Origin of the sequence: Paenibacillus sp. FSL W8-0426 (assembly GCF_037969725.1) — a bacterium.
Taxonomy (GTDB): domain Bacteria; phylum Bacillota; class Bacilli; order Paenibacillales; family Paenibacillaceae; genus Paenibacillus; species Paenibacillus hubeiensis.
Window position 1 is genome coordinate 3,258,365 of sequence record NZ_CP150203.1, and the last position, 15,870, is coordinate 3,274,234.

General features: G+C 50.9%; 11 protein-coding genes and 1 pseudogene. 9 read left to right on the forward strand and 3 right to left on the reverse strand.

Features of this window, described 5'->3' with window-relative positions; genetic code table 11:
- Positions 1 to 22 precede the first annotated feature (22 nt).
- Both MKY59_RS14770 and MKY59_RS14775 read left to right on the forward strand, forming a co-directional pair.
- Positions 23 to 1,528, forward strand: a complete 1,506-nt coding sequence (locus tag MKY59_RS14770) for an extracellular solute-binding protein (protein ID WP_339278181.1) — start codon at positions 23 to 25, stop codon at positions 1,526 to 1,528.
- Between the two features lie 214 nt (positions 1,529 to 1,742).
- Positions 1,743 to 7,436, forward strand: coding sequence for a pectinesterase family protein (locus tag MKY59_RS14775; RefSeq protein WP_339278182.1), 5,694 nt, complete (start codon positions 1,743 to 1,745; stop codon positions 7,434 to 7,436).
- A 142-nt stretch (positions 7,437 to 7,578) separates the two neighbouring features.
- Here MKY59_RS14775 and MKY59_RS14780 read toward each other — a convergent pair whose 3' ends face one another.
- On the reverse strand, positions 7,579 to 8,235 hold the full coding sequence (locus tag MKY59_RS14780; RefSeq protein WP_339278183.1) for a metalloregulator ArsR/SmtB family transcription factor: 657 nt from the start codon (positions 8,233 to 8,235) through the stop codon (positions 7,579 to 7,581).
- An 871-nt stretch (positions 8,236 to 9,106) separates the two neighbouring features.
- Between MKY59_RS14780 and MKY59_RS14785 the strand changes: the two genes are divergently transcribed.
- From MKY59_RS14785 to MKY59_RS14800, 4 genes are all read left to right on the forward strand, one after another.
- Positions 9,107 to 10,135, forward strand: a complete 1,029-nt coding sequence (locus MKY59_RS14785; RefSeq protein ID WP_339278396.1) for an ATP-binding cassette domain-containing protein — start codon at positions 9,107 to 9,109, stop codon at positions 10,133 to 10,135.
- Positions 10,132 to 10,947 carry an ABC transporter permease gene (locus MKY59_RS14790; protein WP_339278184.1) on the forward strand — a complete coding sequence of 272 codons (816 nt, stop codon included), beginning with the start codon at positions 10,132 to 10,134 and terminating at the stop codon, positions 10,945 to 10,947. The genes MKY59_RS14785 and MKY59_RS14790 overlap by 4 nt, the downstream gene beginning before the upstream one ends.
- Before the next feature lie 128 nt (positions 10,948 to 11,075).
- Complete coding sequence (locus MKY59_RS14795) at positions 11,076 to 11,750, forward strand: response regulator transcription factor (RefSeq protein WP_339278185.1); 675 nt, start codon at positions 11,076 to 11,078, stop codon at positions 11,748 to 11,750.
- Positions 11,747 to 12,847 (forward strand): HAMP domain-containing sensor histidine kinase, encoded by a 1,101-nt coding sequence (locus MKY59_RS14800; protein ID WP_339278186.1) that lies wholly within the window; start codon positions 11,747 to 11,749, stop codon positions 12,845 to 12,847. The genes MKY59_RS14795 and MKY59_RS14800 overlap by 4 nt, the downstream gene beginning before the upstream one ends.
- Positions 12,848 to 12,913: 66 nt before the next feature.
- Here the strand turns inward: MKY59_RS14800 and MKY59_RS14805 are convergent, their stop codons facing one another.
- A complete protein-coding gene (locus MKY59_RS14805; RefSeq protein WP_339278187.1) occupies positions 12,914 to 13,876 on the reverse strand; it encodes an HTH domain-containing protein in 963 nt (320 codons plus the stop codon).
- 108 nt (positions 13,877 to 13,984) lie between these two features.
- Here MKY59_RS14805 and MKY59_RS14810 point away from each other — a divergent pair, with 108 nt between their 5' ends.
- Together MKY59_RS14810 and MKY59_RS14815 are read left to right on the forward strand one after the other, a co-directional pair.
- Positions 13,985 to 14,464: a GyrI-like domain-containing protein gene (locus MKY59_RS14810; RefSeq protein ID WP_339278188.1), complete on the forward strand. Its 480-nt coding sequence runs from the start codon at positions 13,985 to 13,987 to the stop codon at positions 14,462 to 14,464.
- A gap of 31 nt (positions 14,465 to 14,495) precedes the next feature.
- On the forward strand, positions 14,496 to 14,960 hold the full coding sequence (locus MKY59_RS14815) for a phage tail protein (RefSeq protein ID WP_339278189.1): 465 nt from the start codon (positions 14,496 to 14,498) through the stop codon (positions 14,958 to 14,960).
- A gap of 111 nt (positions 14,961 to 15,071) precedes the next feature.
- On the opposite strand, the pseudogene MKY59_RS14820 reads toward MKY59_RS14815, so the two are convergent.
- Positions 15,072 to 15,326, reverse strand: a pseudogene (locus tag MKY59_RS14820) (transporter); the annotation flags it as partial.
- Here MKY59_RS14820 and MKY59_RS14825 point away from each other — a divergent pair.
- Positions 15,268 to 15,729 carry a LysR substrate-binding domain-containing protein gene (locus MKY59_RS14825; protein ID WP_339278190.1) on the forward strand — a complete coding sequence of 154 codons (462 nt, stop codon included), beginning with the start codon at positions 15,268 to 15,270 and terminating at the stop codon, positions 15,727 to 15,729. The pseudogene MKY59_RS14820 and the gene MKY59_RS14825 sit on opposite strands and share 59 nt — an antisense overlap.
- Positions 15,730 to 15,870: the final 141 nt, after the last annotated feature.

Sequence of the window (15,870 nt, forward strand, 5' to 3'; positions counted from 1 at the left end):
ATCACGAAAAGGGGAATGAACCATGAAATTTGGCTATGCAAAGTTGATAGCGCTTACGATTTGCGGCAGTCTGATGCTCTCCGCGTGCTCCGGAGGGAAAAGTGAAACAGGAACCAGTGCAGATGGCAAAACGACCATTACTTGGCTGAACATCATGCATACGGCTTCGCCGCCAACGGATACGGTGCTTGACAAAATCGAAGAGCTGACGAATGCGGATATCCAGTTTTCCTGGATACCGGATGCTTCAAAGGAAGAGCGCCTGAATACCTCGCTGGCTTCGGGTTCCCTGGCTGATATCGTTTCGCTGACGATTCTGGAAAACTCGTCGGTTCGAAACGCGCTAAAAGCGGGAGTTTTCTGGGAAGTTGGACCCTATCTGGATGAATTCCCGAACTTGAAAGGAATCTCCCAAGACATGCGAAATTCCGCTTCCATTGAAGGAAAGCTGTACGGGATCCCGATGCAAAAACAGGTTGCGCGCAACGGCGTTATCATTCGCAAAGATTGGCTGGACCGACTCGGATTGCCTGTGCCCAAAACGACGGCAGAACTGATGCAGGTAGCCAAAGCGTTTACCGAACAAGATCCTGACGGCAATGGGGTCAAAGACACGACAGGGTTCATGGACCGCAGCGATCTCGTGTTTGGAGCATTCAAAACGCTGGGTTCCTACTTCGGAACGCCTAGCAGCTGGGCCGTCAGCGAGGATGGCAAAGTGACGCCCGAATTCGAATCGGAGGGGTACATCCAGGCGATGGATTTCATGAAGGAGCTGTATGACAACGGCTACATCAATCAGGATTTCGCGGTCACGGCGAAAAAGGATCAACAAGAGGGCTTCGCGCAAGGCAAAGCCGGCATTTACGTAGGCGCTTTATTTGATAGCAAAGGACTGCTTAATTTGGCCAAAGGCGTTCAAGATGACATGGAACTCGTTATGGTGAACGATATCACGTCCACGGGCAACGAAAGCGATCGGGCCATTTGGTCCACATCCAACGGCGTAGGCGGACTGCTTGCGTTCCCGAAATCGGAGGTGAAGGACGAAGCCGAATTAAAGCGGGTGCTGAAATTTATGGATGATCTCATGAGCGAAGAAATCTACACGTTAATGACGTATGGCATCAAAGACGTGCATTACAGCCTGGATGCCAACAATGGAGCGACCATCATTGACACCAAGCTTTGGGAGCAAGAGGTTCAACCCTTTTCGTCATCCCGGCCCAACGAGAACGGATACAGCATTCAGGATGCAGACCCGCTGCGCATCGAATCCACGCGTTTGATCGAGGAAAACACCAAGTATGCCGTGCTCAATCCGATGTACTCGCTGGAATCGCCGACGTTTTCGGAGCAAGGCTCCGAATTGCAAAAGATTATTACGGATGCCACCTATAAATACATTCTGGGCAAAACCGACCTGAACGGCTTCCGAGACGCGGTGAACACCTGGAGATCATCAGGCGGCGACAAAATCATTGCGGAATACGAGGCGGCATACCAAGCCGTGCAAGGGAGCAAGTAAAGCAAAACAATAAGGAGAGTCAACGGCCCGGATCGTACGTTCAAAAGAGGATTGACGAAACGGGCTTTTTTAAAGATGCAGCGAGTTCATATCTTGTTCATTGGCTGTGCCTTCATTCGCTAAGGAGGTGATGTTTGGCCTGCTGAAAGGTTAGCTGCCTCTCGGCAAACACGGCATTGAACCGAATAGACGATACCGGAGGAGGAAGATTCTTTTGAAAAGGATTGTGTCACTCGTTTTGGTCATATCCATGCTATTCAGTCTGCTTCCAGCGATGGCTGCTGCGGAAGAAGCGAACGAAGCCGGTTCATTGCCTGCCTTTCCCGGAGCTGAAGGCGGCGGAAAATATGTAACCGGCGGCAGGGGAGGCGCGGTGTACGAAGTAACGACCTTGGCGGATTCCGGCCCCGGTTCCCTGCGCGAAGCGGTCAGTCAAAATGACACTACAGTGGTGTTCCGGGTCGGCGGCACGATTCATCTTGAATCCCCGCTGGCCATCACGGGCTCCAACCTTACTCTTGCGGGCCAGACGGCTCCCGGCGAAGGCATCACCGTTTCGGATTATTGGACCACGTTTCAAGCCGATAACATTATCGTGAGACATATGCGTTTTCGCCTTGGAGACAAACATCCCAGCGAGGATGACGTGTTCGGTGGGCGTTACCACAAAAACATTATCATCGACCATTGCTCGTTCGCTTGGTCTGTCGATGAAGTGCTCAGCATGTACGTCAACGAAAATACGACCGTACAGTGGTCCGTCATTGCCGAAAGCATGCTGATGACTACCCACCAGAAGGGAAGACATGGCTACGCGGGCATCTGGGGCGGCAACAATGCTTCTTTCCATCACAACATCATCGCCCACAACGTAAGCCGTAACCCGAGATTCGCCGGTTCCCCCGGTTTCAACACCGAATCGTACAACAACGTCGTTTATAACTGGGGATTTTTCTCAGCCTATGGCGGTGAAGAAGGCAATTATAATTTGATGAACAATTATTACAAATACGGGCCAAACACGTATCGTTCGGCTCGGGATCAGGTTTTTCTCGATGTGAGCCCCAATACACGCCTCTATGTCGGAGGCAATGTCGTGGACGGTTTCCCTGAAGTCACGGCAGACAACTGGCTTGGCGTCGGCGAACTGGCAAACCCGGAGTCCAAATTGTCCTCTCCAGTGGAGATGGCCCATCCTTCGCCTGTTGACGATGCAGAAACCGCATATGAACGCGTCCTTGCCGAAGCGGGAGCCGTTCTACCCCGCAGGGATGCCATCGATGCCAGAATCGTGAACGACGTCAAAAACCGCACCGGGCAGCACATCAATTCGCAAAAAGAAGTCGGAGGATACCTCGAATTCGAGGAAGCCGTATCCACGTTGGCTGATCGTGACCGCGACGGCATGCCGGATGATTGGGAAATCAGCATGGGACTGAATCCCGACGATCCGAACGACCGGAACGGAATACACGAATCCGGTTATACCTATCTTGAAGTTTACCTGAACGGCATTGTCGGCAACGGCTCGGCCAACCCGGCAGTGACGATCGATTCGCCTGCCAACCATACCATCACGACGCAAGGAGCTTCTGTCGAGATCACAGCTTCGGCATCCGATTCAGACGGTACGGTGTCCAAGGTGGAGTTTTACCAAAACGACGTCAAATTAGGTGAAGATGATACGGCTCCGTACACCTTTACATGGGAAAATGTTCAGGACGGAACGCACTATCTGACGGTTCGCGCCATCGACGACACAGGAACGGCGACCCAATCCAACAATGTCACGGTTCATGTCCATAAAGAAAGCGACATTGCCCCATGGCAATCCACGGATATCGGGACGCCGGGCATTGCCGGACATACGCAGATCGGTTCAAGCGTGACCGATATCACCGTCAAATCGGCAGGCGATATTCATGGAGATGCTGATCATTTTCATTACGCTTATCAAACTCTGGAAGGCAACGGTGAGATTGTAGCCAAGGTGGAACGCGTAACAGCCACGGATGACGGAGCGGAAGCCGGCGTGATGATCCGTGGCGGGCTGGAACCGTCTGCTCCATTTGCCGCACTCATGGTCTCTTATGCCAAAGGCGGGCAAAAAGCGGTTGGATTGACGCGTGAAAACGCGGGAAAAGATGTTATCTACAAAGAAACGGATACCTTTATCAGCCTCCCTTACTGGGTAAAGCTCGTTCGGCTCGGGGATCGGGTGACCTCGTCGGTATCCAAAGACGGCAATGATTGGTCTGTCACGGATTCCGTCTATTTCTCCAAGGATGAACCGGTATACATCGGTCTGGCCGCAGACGCGTCCAAGCCGGACGACGAGGTGGATAAACTGAATACGTCGGTGTTTTCGAATGCTGCAGTCCATGAGCTACCTGCCGATTTCCCATTGCCACCGAGCCATCTTTCTGCAGTACCCGGTCCCAAATCCGTGGTATTAACATGGGATGAGGTGGAAAACGCAAGCTCGTACTCGGTATTCCGCTCCGAAATTTCCGGCGGACCTTATACGAAATTGCAGCAGGGCCTCGGCTCCAATTCATACACAGATTCAAATTTGACGGTGGGCAAAACGTATTACTATGTCGTCAAAGCCGAGAATGACAAGGGCATCAGCCTGGATTCGAGCGAAGCCAGTGCCGTGCCCGAAGGGGATTTGGAAACGATCTATTATATCGACGAGGACTTTGAGGAGCAGGAGACCGATACAACGCCAACGGGATATGTAGTGTCGCCGGATCCGCAGGATGCAGACCACAAAGTGGTCATCGCAGGCGTTCCTTCCGGAACAAGCGGCAACTCATCGGCCAAAGCGTTGATGCTCTACGACAATGCGCCGGGCACAACGCAATTCATTCGCGCGTTCCAGCCTCCGCAGGGAAACTTTGTTTTCGAAACGGATATCATGTCGCCGGGATGGCCGGGAACTTCATATCTCCTGCAGCTGCAGAACAGCTCGGGAAGTCGTACGGCGCTATCCATCGAAATCCGCAAACCGTCCGCTCCCGTGGCCGAAGATCAGTATACGTTGGTGTACAAAAAAGACGGAGCGGATCACAAATTGATGGATGTGCCTGCCGCCAATCAATGGTACAACCTGAAAATCACGGTCAATGCCGCCTCTCAGAAAGCCGATATTTATATCGACAACGTACGCGTTGCGGACAACGTTCCTTTCCAGGCCGACGTAACCGGCGAAGGAATTGGCCGGATTTCGGCAAGAACGCCGGGCACGGGCAAAGGAACCATTTATTACGACAACATTCGCCTCTATGTTGAACCCGTTGCCACGCCCAAGGGACTCGTGGCCCAGCCCGGGAACGGCATGGTCCGGCTGGATTGGGAAGAAACGGAGGGTGCTTCGACGTACAATGTCAAACGCAGCGATCAACAAGGTTCCGAGCATGAACTTGTCGCTTCGAACGTGGCCGAAACCCATTACATCGACGAAACCGTCGTCAATGGCACGACCTATTCTTATGTGATCACTGCAACAGGCCCGTTAGGCGAGAGCGGACCTTCCAACCTGGTCCAAGTGACGCCATCGGAAGATGCCGTAAGACCGGATGCCCCCGAAAACTTGCAAGCCTTGGCGAGAGATTCTCAAGCAAAGCTGACATGGCAGGGGGTGGACCAGGCGAGTTACTACACGGTTAAACGCGGTACCCGGGAAGAAGGCCCTTTTGTCACCGTGGCTTCCCGCACGACGCGGCCTTTCTATCGGGATGGCGGATTGGAGAATGGCACGACATATTATTACGTCGTGTCTGCGACCGGCATCGGAGGAGAGGGAGCTGATGCCGTCCCGGTCGCCGTGACGCCGACGGCAGCGTTGTCCACGCCAACAGCAGCAGTAGAGTCGCTGCCGAATGCGGTCCGTCTTGTATGGGAACCGGTGGAAGGAGCGGCAGCGTATCTCATTAAGCGGGCAGATTCGGTGGAGGGGCCATATGAAATCATCGCTGAAGGCGAAACAGGAACCTCCTACACAGACACCGGCCTTCGAAATGGCAAGCCATACTACTATAAAGTAGTTGCGGTGAGCGGTCATACACACAGCTTGGATTCAACAGCGGCGGGAACCCGCCCCGCCGCGAATGACGGCACGCCTCAAATCCCGTCCGGACTCAGGGCCGAAGCGCAGGACGGCGGCGTTGTTCTCCGTTGGAACGAGGCAGAGGGGGCAGACGGTTATGCCGTTAAACGCAGTCATTTGCCGGAAGGACCGTTCGTACCGATTGCCTCGGATTTGAACGGGACAACGTATACCGATTTAGAGCTGGACAATGGCAGCACGTACTACTATGTCGTCACGGCGCACAATGAGGCAGGAGAAAGCATGTCGTCCGTTCCGGTATCGGAAATTCCTGCGCCCGTACTGACCGTGGCTTCCGATGGCAGCGCGCAATTCGAACGGGTTCAGGATGCCATCGATGCGGTGCCGGATCAAAGTCCGACGCCGACCATCATCCGGATTCAGGATGGAACATACCGCGAGAAGCTGAACGTGCCTTCCAGCAAGACGAATTTGCGGATGATTGGCGAGAGCCGTGAAGGAACCGTCCTGGTCTACGGCGATTCGGCAAGCACGCTGGATGCGGCCGGCAACCCGCTGGGTACTTCGAACAGCTACAGCTTCCGGGTGCAAACGAACGATTTTACGGCCGAACATCTGACGATCCAGAATGATGCCGGCGACAATGCCGGGCAGGCCGTGGCCCTCTTCGCCCGCGGCGACCGTCTCGTGTTCCGGGATGTCAGCCTGAAGGGATGGCAGGATACGCTCTACGTCAACGACGGCAGACAATACTATGTGGATAGTTACATCGAAGGCGACGTCGATTTTATTTTCGGCAACGCAGCGGCAATGTTCGAGAACAGCATCATTCACAGCCTGAGCAGCGGCTATGTGACGGCAGCTTCGACGGCTGAAGGAAAACCCGGTTATGTGTTCCTGGGCAGCCGAATCACGGCCGAGCCGGGCCTAACCGGCAAAGTGGCTCTTGGAAGACCATGGCGGCCTAATGCCAACGTCGTCTACATCAACAACTACATGGATGATCATATCAGTCCGTCAGGTTGGAACAATTGGGGCAATACAGATAACGAACGGACGGCCCGTTTCGCCGAATACGCCAGTTATGGTCCGGGTGCGGCGGCCAAAAGCCGTTACAATTGGTCCAGCCAGCTGACGGCAGAAGAAGCGGCCGAATATCTTCCTGCCCGGCATTTAGCCGGAGAAGACGGCTGGAATCCTGCTTCTAAACTTTCATGGGTTGACGCCAACAGAGAGTTGTCAAAGGTATTCGTGGATGGCGAGCCTGTAGCGGATTTCGATCCGACTCGCAAGGAGTATTCGTTGGTGGTTGCGGACGCAGGTGAGCTGCCTGTCGTGACGGCGGAAGCCGCTTCTGCGAAGGCCAAAGTGCACATTGAGCAGGCCGATTCCATGCCTGGCCAAGCGACGATCCGGGTTACGGGGCAAGACGGCGGCGAGTCGGAATATGTCATTCATTTTACGGGTGGGGAAGAGCAGGATACAACACCGCCAACCCTGCGTCTGAAGGTGAACAAACCGGTCCTGAAGGCCAAGGGGAACAAGCTGGAAACAATCCGGGTCACTGCGAATGCCGAGGATGAAGGATCTGGCGTTGCTTCCATCGTCCTTGTATCGATTACAAGCAATCAGCCTAAGCAGGGGAAAGGGAAGGGAAACTCCTCGCCTGATATTGTAGGAGCCAAGTATGGCACGCCCGATTATGAATTCAAGCTTCGTGCCGAACGATCGGGGAAAGGCAAAGGAGAAGACCGCATTTACACGATCACTTACGAGGCAGCGGATCATGCAGGGAACAAAACGAGATCTTCCGTTACGGTAACGGTCAAAAAGTAAGATTTACATGGCATAATAAATGGTTCACTCGCATTGAAATGAAAAGCCGCTAATCTAATTTAGCGGCTTTTTGTCTATGTCTGCCAAACCATGCAATTCAAAGTCTTGAAGAAGAGCGGCTTCGTGACAAGAGTCATCGGACTCAACCCTTTTGTTGAATCCTATAAACGCAGCTTCTTCCTCCCGCTAAAATATACTCTACCCGCTCAACGGCAACGTCATTTCCGAGAACGTGATGAAACAATTGCAGTTCGTTCTTGCATAATCCGGTGCAGGCCGCCGCTGCTTCACAAATCGGGCAGTGCTTCTCGATAAACAATAGACTGCCATCGTCTTCTTGCTTGATCTCCGCCATATACCCTTCATTGGTTCGAACTTCCGCCAGTTTCTCCAGTCTCTCTTCGATGATAGAAGTGTCGCCGATGTACTCCAAATATTTTTCTTGCATTTTTTTATTCCTAACAGTCAGCAGTTTATCCATGCCTTCGCTTCCGAAAGCCTCTTTCATCGAATGGATCAGACTGAGCGATAAATCTGAATAGCCGCTTGGGAAAAAACGATCCGCTGCAGGCGTTAATCTCCATAGCTTGGTTGGCCGGCCCATCGGACGAGCCTCTTCTTCGTATGTAACCAATCCTTCTTCCTGCAAGGCATTCAAATGTTGGCGAATCGCCATTCCTGATAACGAAAAATGAGCAGAAAGGGCTACGACATCCATTCCCGCGTGTTCTTTTAATTGATTGATGATGGCCCTCCGAGTACTCGTGGAGGCATCTTTTTTCGTTTGGTTTCGACTCATGTAGACCTCCGCTATAAACCATGATATCTAAGGGAATGTGTACATTTTAAACAATAATGTTGACAAAGTAAAGGGAACTCCAAACGGAGGATTTGGTTACAAGAACCTGTTTGAAGCAACCACATCAAATCATGTATGCACTGACCCCCAAAGGGTCTGCGCTTGCTGCATTCATTCCCGGTTTGACGGACTGGGTTGCGTATAAAGAAGAGGAGTCGCCTTGACTGCCCTGGCTGCTTTTTATAACCATTACGATTTACAAAACGATTCTATGGAGGGATATGAAAATGATTCAGGTCACCGAAACAGCATCACGAAAATTGCATCATCATCGCTAGCGCCAACCTGCCTAATGCGTCTTTAAGAGTCGGTATTGAAGAAGGCGGGATGATCGGGGGGTTCACCATGAATAATCCAAATGCAAAAGCGTCGATGTCATTCAATGTTTACTTCCACTGCGACTATATTGGTACTTTATATCCTATTGGTTATTGTATTGAAAACGTTCTGTTTTTAGCAACATAGGCAGTTGTAAAATTATCTGAGGACAAATCTTATCTAGATTAAGGGTAAGGTTTGTTCTCAGCGTAAATTAAACGTTTCCGTTCGTGATCATGTTCTTAAGAGCATGTATTTTTTATTTTCAAAAATGATTAAAGTACATATTAGTTTAGGCTCCCATTATTAAGTCGCACAATGAAGCAATGAAATGAAAAAAAACATTGAGGCACTCATCCTAAAATGCCAGCAGCATGAGATCGATCCTTGCGGCTGGATGAGGAACTCACCAGCTGCCTTCTTTCCATTCACATTTAGTTCATAAAAGTACGATATTCTTCCCCTATCAACGATATGGGAGGAACCACAATTGATCAAACCATTGGAAAGAGCAGCGCATCATGCCTCTGGAGATTGGGCTATTGAAGCACAAGGGCTCGTGAAAACTTTTGGAGATAAGCGGGCGGTAGACGGTGTCAATCTGAACGTAAAGGCAGGTACGATCTACGGCGTACTGGGTCCCAACGGGGCAGGCAAAACAACGACGATCCGCATGCTGGGCACCTTGCTGCGTCCGGATATGGGATCAGCCCAAATCTTTGGACATGATGTGGTAAAAGAGTCACACATCGTACGCCAGCTGATCGGACTGACCGGCCAATATGCCTCTGTTGACGAATCGCTGAGTGCGAACGAAAATTTGATGATCTTTTCCCGCCTTCTCGGTCTTGGACGTGCTGAAGCAAAGCGCAAGACGGCAGACCTGCTGGAAGAGTTCGGGTTGACGGATGCGGCGAAACGCCCGATTAAAGGTTTCTCGGGAGGCATGCGCCGCCGTCTGGATCTGGCAGCAAGCTTGATCGCACAACCGCCGCTGATCTTTCTGGACGAACCGACGACAGGGCTCGATCCGCGGACCCGCGCACAGATGTGGAACACGATCCGGCAGCTGGTCCAATCAGGTTCGACGGTCCTGCTGACCACTCAATACCTCGATGAAGCGGATCAACTGGCCGATCGCGTCGCCGTGATCGATCAAGGACACGTGGTTGCCGAGGGCACGGTGGACGATTTGAAAGCATCGGTGGGCACGGCATCTCTTCAGCTGCGCATTCAGGAGATGACGCAGCTCGAACAGGCACGTCAGATTGTCGAGCAGATCCTTCGGACCGAATCCAACGTCACGGCGGAAGCGGGGAAGATTACTGCGCCCATGGCGGATGCCAATATCGCGGCAGATCTGTTGATTGCCTTTCGTGCCGCAGGCATTGATTTGGCAGAGATGAGCGTGCAGAAGCCTACGCTGGACGAAGTGTTTCTCGCCATTACTGGCCAGGATGCTCGCGGCAATGAGTCCCATCCATCTCCGGAAACCAATGCAGTGAAGGAGTTGCAAGCATGAACAGTACACTATTGAAACAAAGCACAGGTCGGAAGTTGAGGAAACACACCAGTTTGGGGCAAACCGTCCGAAATTCGTTAACGATGGCTTACCGCGGAATATTAAAGGTGAAACGAACTCCGGAGCAATTGTTCGACGTTACGCTGCAGCCGATCATTTTCACATTGATGTTTACGTATATTTTTGGCGGAGCGATTTCGGGAAATATTCAAGCGTATTTATTGGTCATCATTCCGGGGATCCTTGTGCAGACCGTGATTACGAGTTCGGTCGTTACCGGCGTGCAATTGCGAGAGGACATGGACAAAGGGGTATTCGACCGATTCAAATCACTGCCTATTGCGCGTATTGCACCGCTGGCGGGAGCTTTGCTGGCCGATACGATCCGATACACGATCGCGACGGTGCTTACCTTTGCCATTGGATATATATTGGGTTATAGCCCGGCAGGTGGACTCGGCCACGTTGCTTTGGCTGGTTTGCTGGTTATCGTCTGCTCTTGGGCCATCAGTTGGATTTTTGCTTTTCTTGGTGTTATCGCGCGCACGGCATCCAGCGTACAAGGGATTTCCATGCTCGTCCTGTTTCCGCTCACCTTTGCCTCGAACGCTTTCGTACCTGTAGAGACGATGCCGAATTGGCTGCAATGGGTGGTCAACGTCAATCCGATCTCCCACCTGGTCTCCGCCGTTCGCGAACTGGCGAACCAAGGAACGATGGGAACAGATCTTATGACCACCCTTGCTGGAGCGGCGGTTATTGTAGCCATTTTTGCACCATTAACCGTACGGGCATACATGCGTAGAACATAATTGGGAAGGGAATATCATTTAAGCAGCGGTTTGATGTCAGGAATGAGAGGTGATGTCTTCTCGGCATGGCGTCTCTTTCTTGACAGGATTTGTGGCATAGGGCAAGGTTGGAAATGGAGGTGCTCACATTGGCAAGCATACTGGTCGTAGACGACGACCCGCATATCAGGGAACTCGTTAAGCATTTTTTGCAACAAGAAGGTTTGCACGTCATCGAGGCCGTGGATGGCCTGGATGCGCTGCGTGTGCTCGATGATCACAAGGTTGATTTGGTCGTTCTCGACATCATGATGCCGGGCATGGACGGATGGGAGTTATGCCGCCAACTGCGGCAGCAGACGGACCTGCCTCTCCTGATGTTAACGGCCAAGGGGGAAACCTCGCAGATTGTCAAAGGATTTTCGCTGGGTACGGATGATTACCTGGTGAAGCCTTTTGATCCGCTGGTGCTCGTCGCGCGGGTGAAGGCGCTGCTGAAACGATATCATATCATGACTTCACAAGTGATCGTTCTCGGCAGGCTGGTCATGCGGGGAGATACGTTTGAATGCAAAAATGGCGAACAGGATATGGTTCTCCCGCGTAAGGAATTTGAATTACTGTTTACCCTGGCAAGTTATCCAGGCAAAACGTTTACACGCGATCAGTTAATCGAAAAAATTTGGGGGTATGATTACGAAGGGGACGAACGAACGGTTGATGTGCATATCAAGCGGCTTCGTGAACGGTTTCCCGAGGAAGAGCATGCTTTCGTCATTCGTACGATGCGAGGACTAGGGTATCGCTTGGAGATCAGGACATGAAGCGGGAATCCGGATTTCTTCATATGGCCAGAAACATCATTCTGGTATCCCTGGCGCTGTTTGCCTGTTGGACCGCGGCCTTCTATATTACGAGAAGCGTATATTCCCTGATCCCGTGGGAACCGCATGAGCTCATCGCTTTTCTGATCAATGCCATGCTCGGGTTCATCCTCTTTGGTATAGGCATTACTTGCATCGGTCCACTGGTTAAGGGTAGGGATAATGAGCATTTTAATGAATTGATTCAGGCACTGAAGAGTATTTCCCGGGGGGATTTTCGCGTGAATCTGGATGCGGCGTTTGCCCGTCGAGGCGGGAGACAGGGACATACACATCCTTATGCCCAATTGGTGGAAAGCATCAATGACATGGCGGCGAAGCTCAAAGCGATGGAGGATTTGCGTCAGGAGTTCATTTCGAACGTGTCCCATGAAATTGGATCGCCACTGACCTCTATCATCGGGTTTGCAAGAGCACTGAAGGACAAAAAGATGGACCAGGAGCAGCGTGACCAGTATTTGACGATCATTGAAACGGAGTGCGTCCGTCTGTCCAGACTCAGCGATAACTTAATGAAGCTTGCCGTCCTGGACGCCTCGGAACACGCATCACATCAAACCACGTACCGTTTGGACCGACAATTGGTTACGCTGATTCTGGCCTGCGAGCCCCAATGGGACGACAAAAAAATCGATATGAACGTGGAGATGGAAGAGCTTGAAATCACCGCTGATGAGGATTTGATGATTCAGGTGTGGGTCAACCTTCTCCATAATGCAATCAAGTTTACGCCACCGGGCGGAAAAATCGATGTTTTACTTACGCAAAGCGAAGAAAACGTATCGGTCCGTATTACGGATAGCGGACCCGGTATCGCCCTTCAGGACCAGCTTCGGATTTTTGAGCGTTTCTACAAAGCGGACGAATCGCGGACCCGTGCCTTGGGCGGCAGCGGGCTGGGCCTGTCGATCGTGCATAAAATCGTGGACATGCATGACGGTACGGTCGCTGTTTCCAGTATACCGGGTAAAGGTGCGACGTTCACCGTACACATACCGCTGAATAAACGAATCGATACTGGCGAAGATGAAGGCTAGGGAGCCGCGTTTGATGGGTCGGAAAAAGCGCCTTTCGCAAAGGTCAGCCGCATGCCCGGTCCCTGCTTAAGGGCAGAATGACCCTAGCCTGTTTTTTACGCTGTACAACACCTCTTCAGGCACTTCCTTGAATTGGATGTCTTCGCCTAAAAATAACAGCCAGTTCGCGATTTCGGTTAGCTCCTCGGGATGATCGACTTGCACATACATTTTGAGCAGCGCCGTGGTCTGGAACGGATTGGTATAAGCAAGCGAAGCTTTCAAGGGATGGTATTTGCGAAACTGCGCAATGGCTTTGGGGCCGAGCTCAAGGGTCAGGTTGCTTTTTTGTTTCTGCTCGTGTAAGGCTTCCATGATCTTTTTTGCGCTGACCCTTTTTTTAGGTTGAAACGGTTCGGCCTCTACAACGTGATCGACAGGGATAATCCGACGCTGCTCCTCCATTAAATCAAATCCCTCCATCAGCCAAAGACTGTTTTCGCGATGAAGATGCAAAAGGTACAGCTGAACCGTTTTTATTTGCTGGCCTTCCTGGACGGCAACCGTCAAACAGCGATCCGAAAGCAGCATGTGAATGATTTGCTCCAGCATCGGATGGGGAAGATCCGAAAGGTCAAGCAGATCGGGATGATGGGGGTTCGTTCCTTCAAAAAGCAGCAGTTGATTCAACAGGACAAGGTCGTCCTGCTGATTTTGCGAAATAAGGCCAAGCAGCTTTTCCGCCAAAGACTGGCGGCTCTGAAGATAAGGCAGCTGTTGATTTCTTGTCGCCATAAAGGCGATGAACAGCGCTTTGATCTCATTGTCGGTAAAGCGGGCTGCTGGCAGGACCGAGTTGTTCATGACAAAATATCCGCCGTCCCGCCCAACCTCAGCCACAAGCGGCATGCCCATGGATTCAATTTCCTTGATGTCCCGGATGGCCGTCGAACGGGAAATATCGAATTCCCGCATGATTTCCGAGATGGTAAAGCGGGAACGATTGTTGATATACCGCATCATCGTATTAACCCGTTCAACTTTTTTCATGCAGCCTCCTAAACAGTTTCATTTTCTGACATGATTTAAGGTTATTATAAACCTATCAAGGGATAAGACAAAGCCCTGATCAAACCCAAACAAAGGCAGGTTATAAAAATGGCAAATTATACGTTGGAGCAAAAAGAAAGTTTTATGGTATCGGGGATCGGCGTGGAGCTGAAAAGCGACTATACGGACTATGTCGGCATAAACAAAGAGAAGTCCGATTTCTGGACGGCGATCGAAGACAATGGGAAGCTTGAAGCGTTAAAATCCATTGCCACGAACGACTATATTTTTGCAGTAAACGAAGCAGTAAACAACAAGATGATGCATTATGCGGGTGTCATGACCGATGCATCCATGCCGGATATTACGAGAGTCATCCAGTTTCCGAAAGGGGAATACCTCGTCGTCAAAGGGGAAGCGAAGACGGCGGAGGAGCTCAACCAGCTGCTCACCGGCATTGCCTTTGGTCAAGCGCTGCCTGAAGCAGATCATGTGGCCTATGTCGGCGGACCGAATACAACGGTAGAGATGGGGCAGCGGGACGGAACGGTCTTTGGCGAAATGTGGATTCCGGTTGTCAGAAAATAAATAAGAGAAAACATTTTAAGGAGAGACGCAGATGTCATATATCGTTGATTTTAAAGAGGTGTCCACGGTTGGTTTGGAATCGTCGCCAGTGGCTGCCGCTCTTGCGGGCTTGCGCGCCAATGAAGCCAGATATTTCATGAACAAGTACAAGCATGAATTTACGGTTGTGCCTGCAAGCGAAAGTCAGGACGTGCTGGATTACGTGAACCGCATTTTAAAGGAGGAGCGTGATTTGACGTTTGCAGCCAAACCGCTTGAGACGTCGCGCTTCCAAGTAGACAATATTTTATTTACTTACGTGTTCTATGAAGACGGCCTTGGACTTAATGTGATGTATACGGTGGATGACCCCAAGAAGCGGGCCGTCGGTTTGAAGCTTTCGGAAGGCATGGAGATTCCACAAGAGCTTGAAGGGAAATTTAAGTTTGCGCGGCAAAAGTCCAAATTAGCCGGAACGATCCGCGGTTCGTTTTTTGTGATCAAGGGAGAGTATTAATCTTATCGACGATGCGGAAAAAGAGCAGCAAGCATTTGCGGCTCTTTTTTGCTTTTTGTACAGGGAAAACCTGGTGCAATCTTCTTGCATAAAAATGAACGGAACTTTCCGCTATGCGTCAATTGACCTGCTTATTTTCAAAGGTTTGCGCTGATATACATTATTCTGGATCAAAGCAAAAATGACGAGCAGGGCACCGTAAAATTCATTCATGCTGATGGAATATCCCTGAAACGCCATGACAATGAACGTTGTTACAGGCACCAAACTGATGAACAGAATGCCATTGACAGGCGAAAGCCATTTCATGCCCGCATTCCAGCTTAGCAAAGCGATCGTTCCCGGGAACAAGACCATAGAACTCATCATCGTGGCAAAGAGTGATTCCTTTGTGATCGAAGATGCCGCAACGATACCGCTATTGTTATTCAATAAAGGATGCAGTTATCGCGAAAGGCTGGAAGGTTGGTTAAAAGCCGAGGGCATCATTCCTCGGAAAGTAATGCAGTTCGGAACCTTCGAAACGATCATCGGAAGCGTCGCGGCCGGCATCGGAATTACAATCGTTCCGAAATCGTCCGTCAGTCCATGGATCAATGATGGCAAGCTGCATGCATACTGCATTCCTGAACCGTTTAACAATGTGTCCACCGTATTCATCCGCAGGAAAGATATTTTTTATACCAACACCCTTCGATCCTTCGTTCAAGCGTTATCGCCATCGGAGAACGATCTTTTCGGGGAACGTGTTGCTGTGGAAAGTCGCTGAATTAGCGGCTTTTTTGCTTTGAGGCAGGCATATTCTCACCGAATGCGAACAATGAGTTGCGGAAAAAACAGGTAGACATCCAGAGCAATCTCATATAAATTAATACTTATTAAAAGTATTATAAAAATATAAAAAGAAAGA

Excerpts from the sequence above, each read along its gene's own strand:
- MKY59_RS14825 (WP_339278190.1), top strand. The coding sequence starts at position 15,268 with ATGCCCGCATTCCAGCTTAGCAAAGCGATCGTTCCCGGGAACAAGACC.
- MKY59_RS14790 (WP_339278184.1), top strand. The coding sequence starts at position 10,132 with ATGAACAGTACACTATTGAAACAAAGCACAGGTCGGAAGTTGAGGAAA.
- MKY59_RS14800 (WP_339278186.1), top strand. The coding sequence starts at position 11,747 with ATGAAGCGGGAATCCGGATTTCTTCATATGGCCAGAAACATCATTCTG.
- MKY59_RS14770 (WP_339278181.1), top strand. The coding sequence starts at position 23 with ATGAAATTTGGCTATGCAAAGTTGATAGCGCTTACGATTTGCGGCAGT.
- MKY59_RS14810 (WP_339278188.1), top strand. The coding sequence starts at position 13,985 with ATGGCAAATTATACGTTGGAGCAAAAAGAAAGTTTTATGGTATCGGGG.
- MKY59_RS14805 (WP_339278187.1), bottom strand. The coding sequence starts at position 13,876 with ATGAAAAAAGTTGAACGGGTTAATACGATGATGCGGTATATCAACAAT.
- MKY59_RS14815 (WP_339278189.1), top strand. The coding sequence starts at position 14,496 with ATGTCATATATCGTTGATTTTAAAGAGGTGTCCACGGTTGGTTTGGAA.
- MKY59_RS14780 (WP_339278183.1), bottom strand. The coding sequence starts at position 8,235 with ATGAGTCGAAACCAAACGAAAAAAGATGCCTCCACGAGTACTCGGAGG.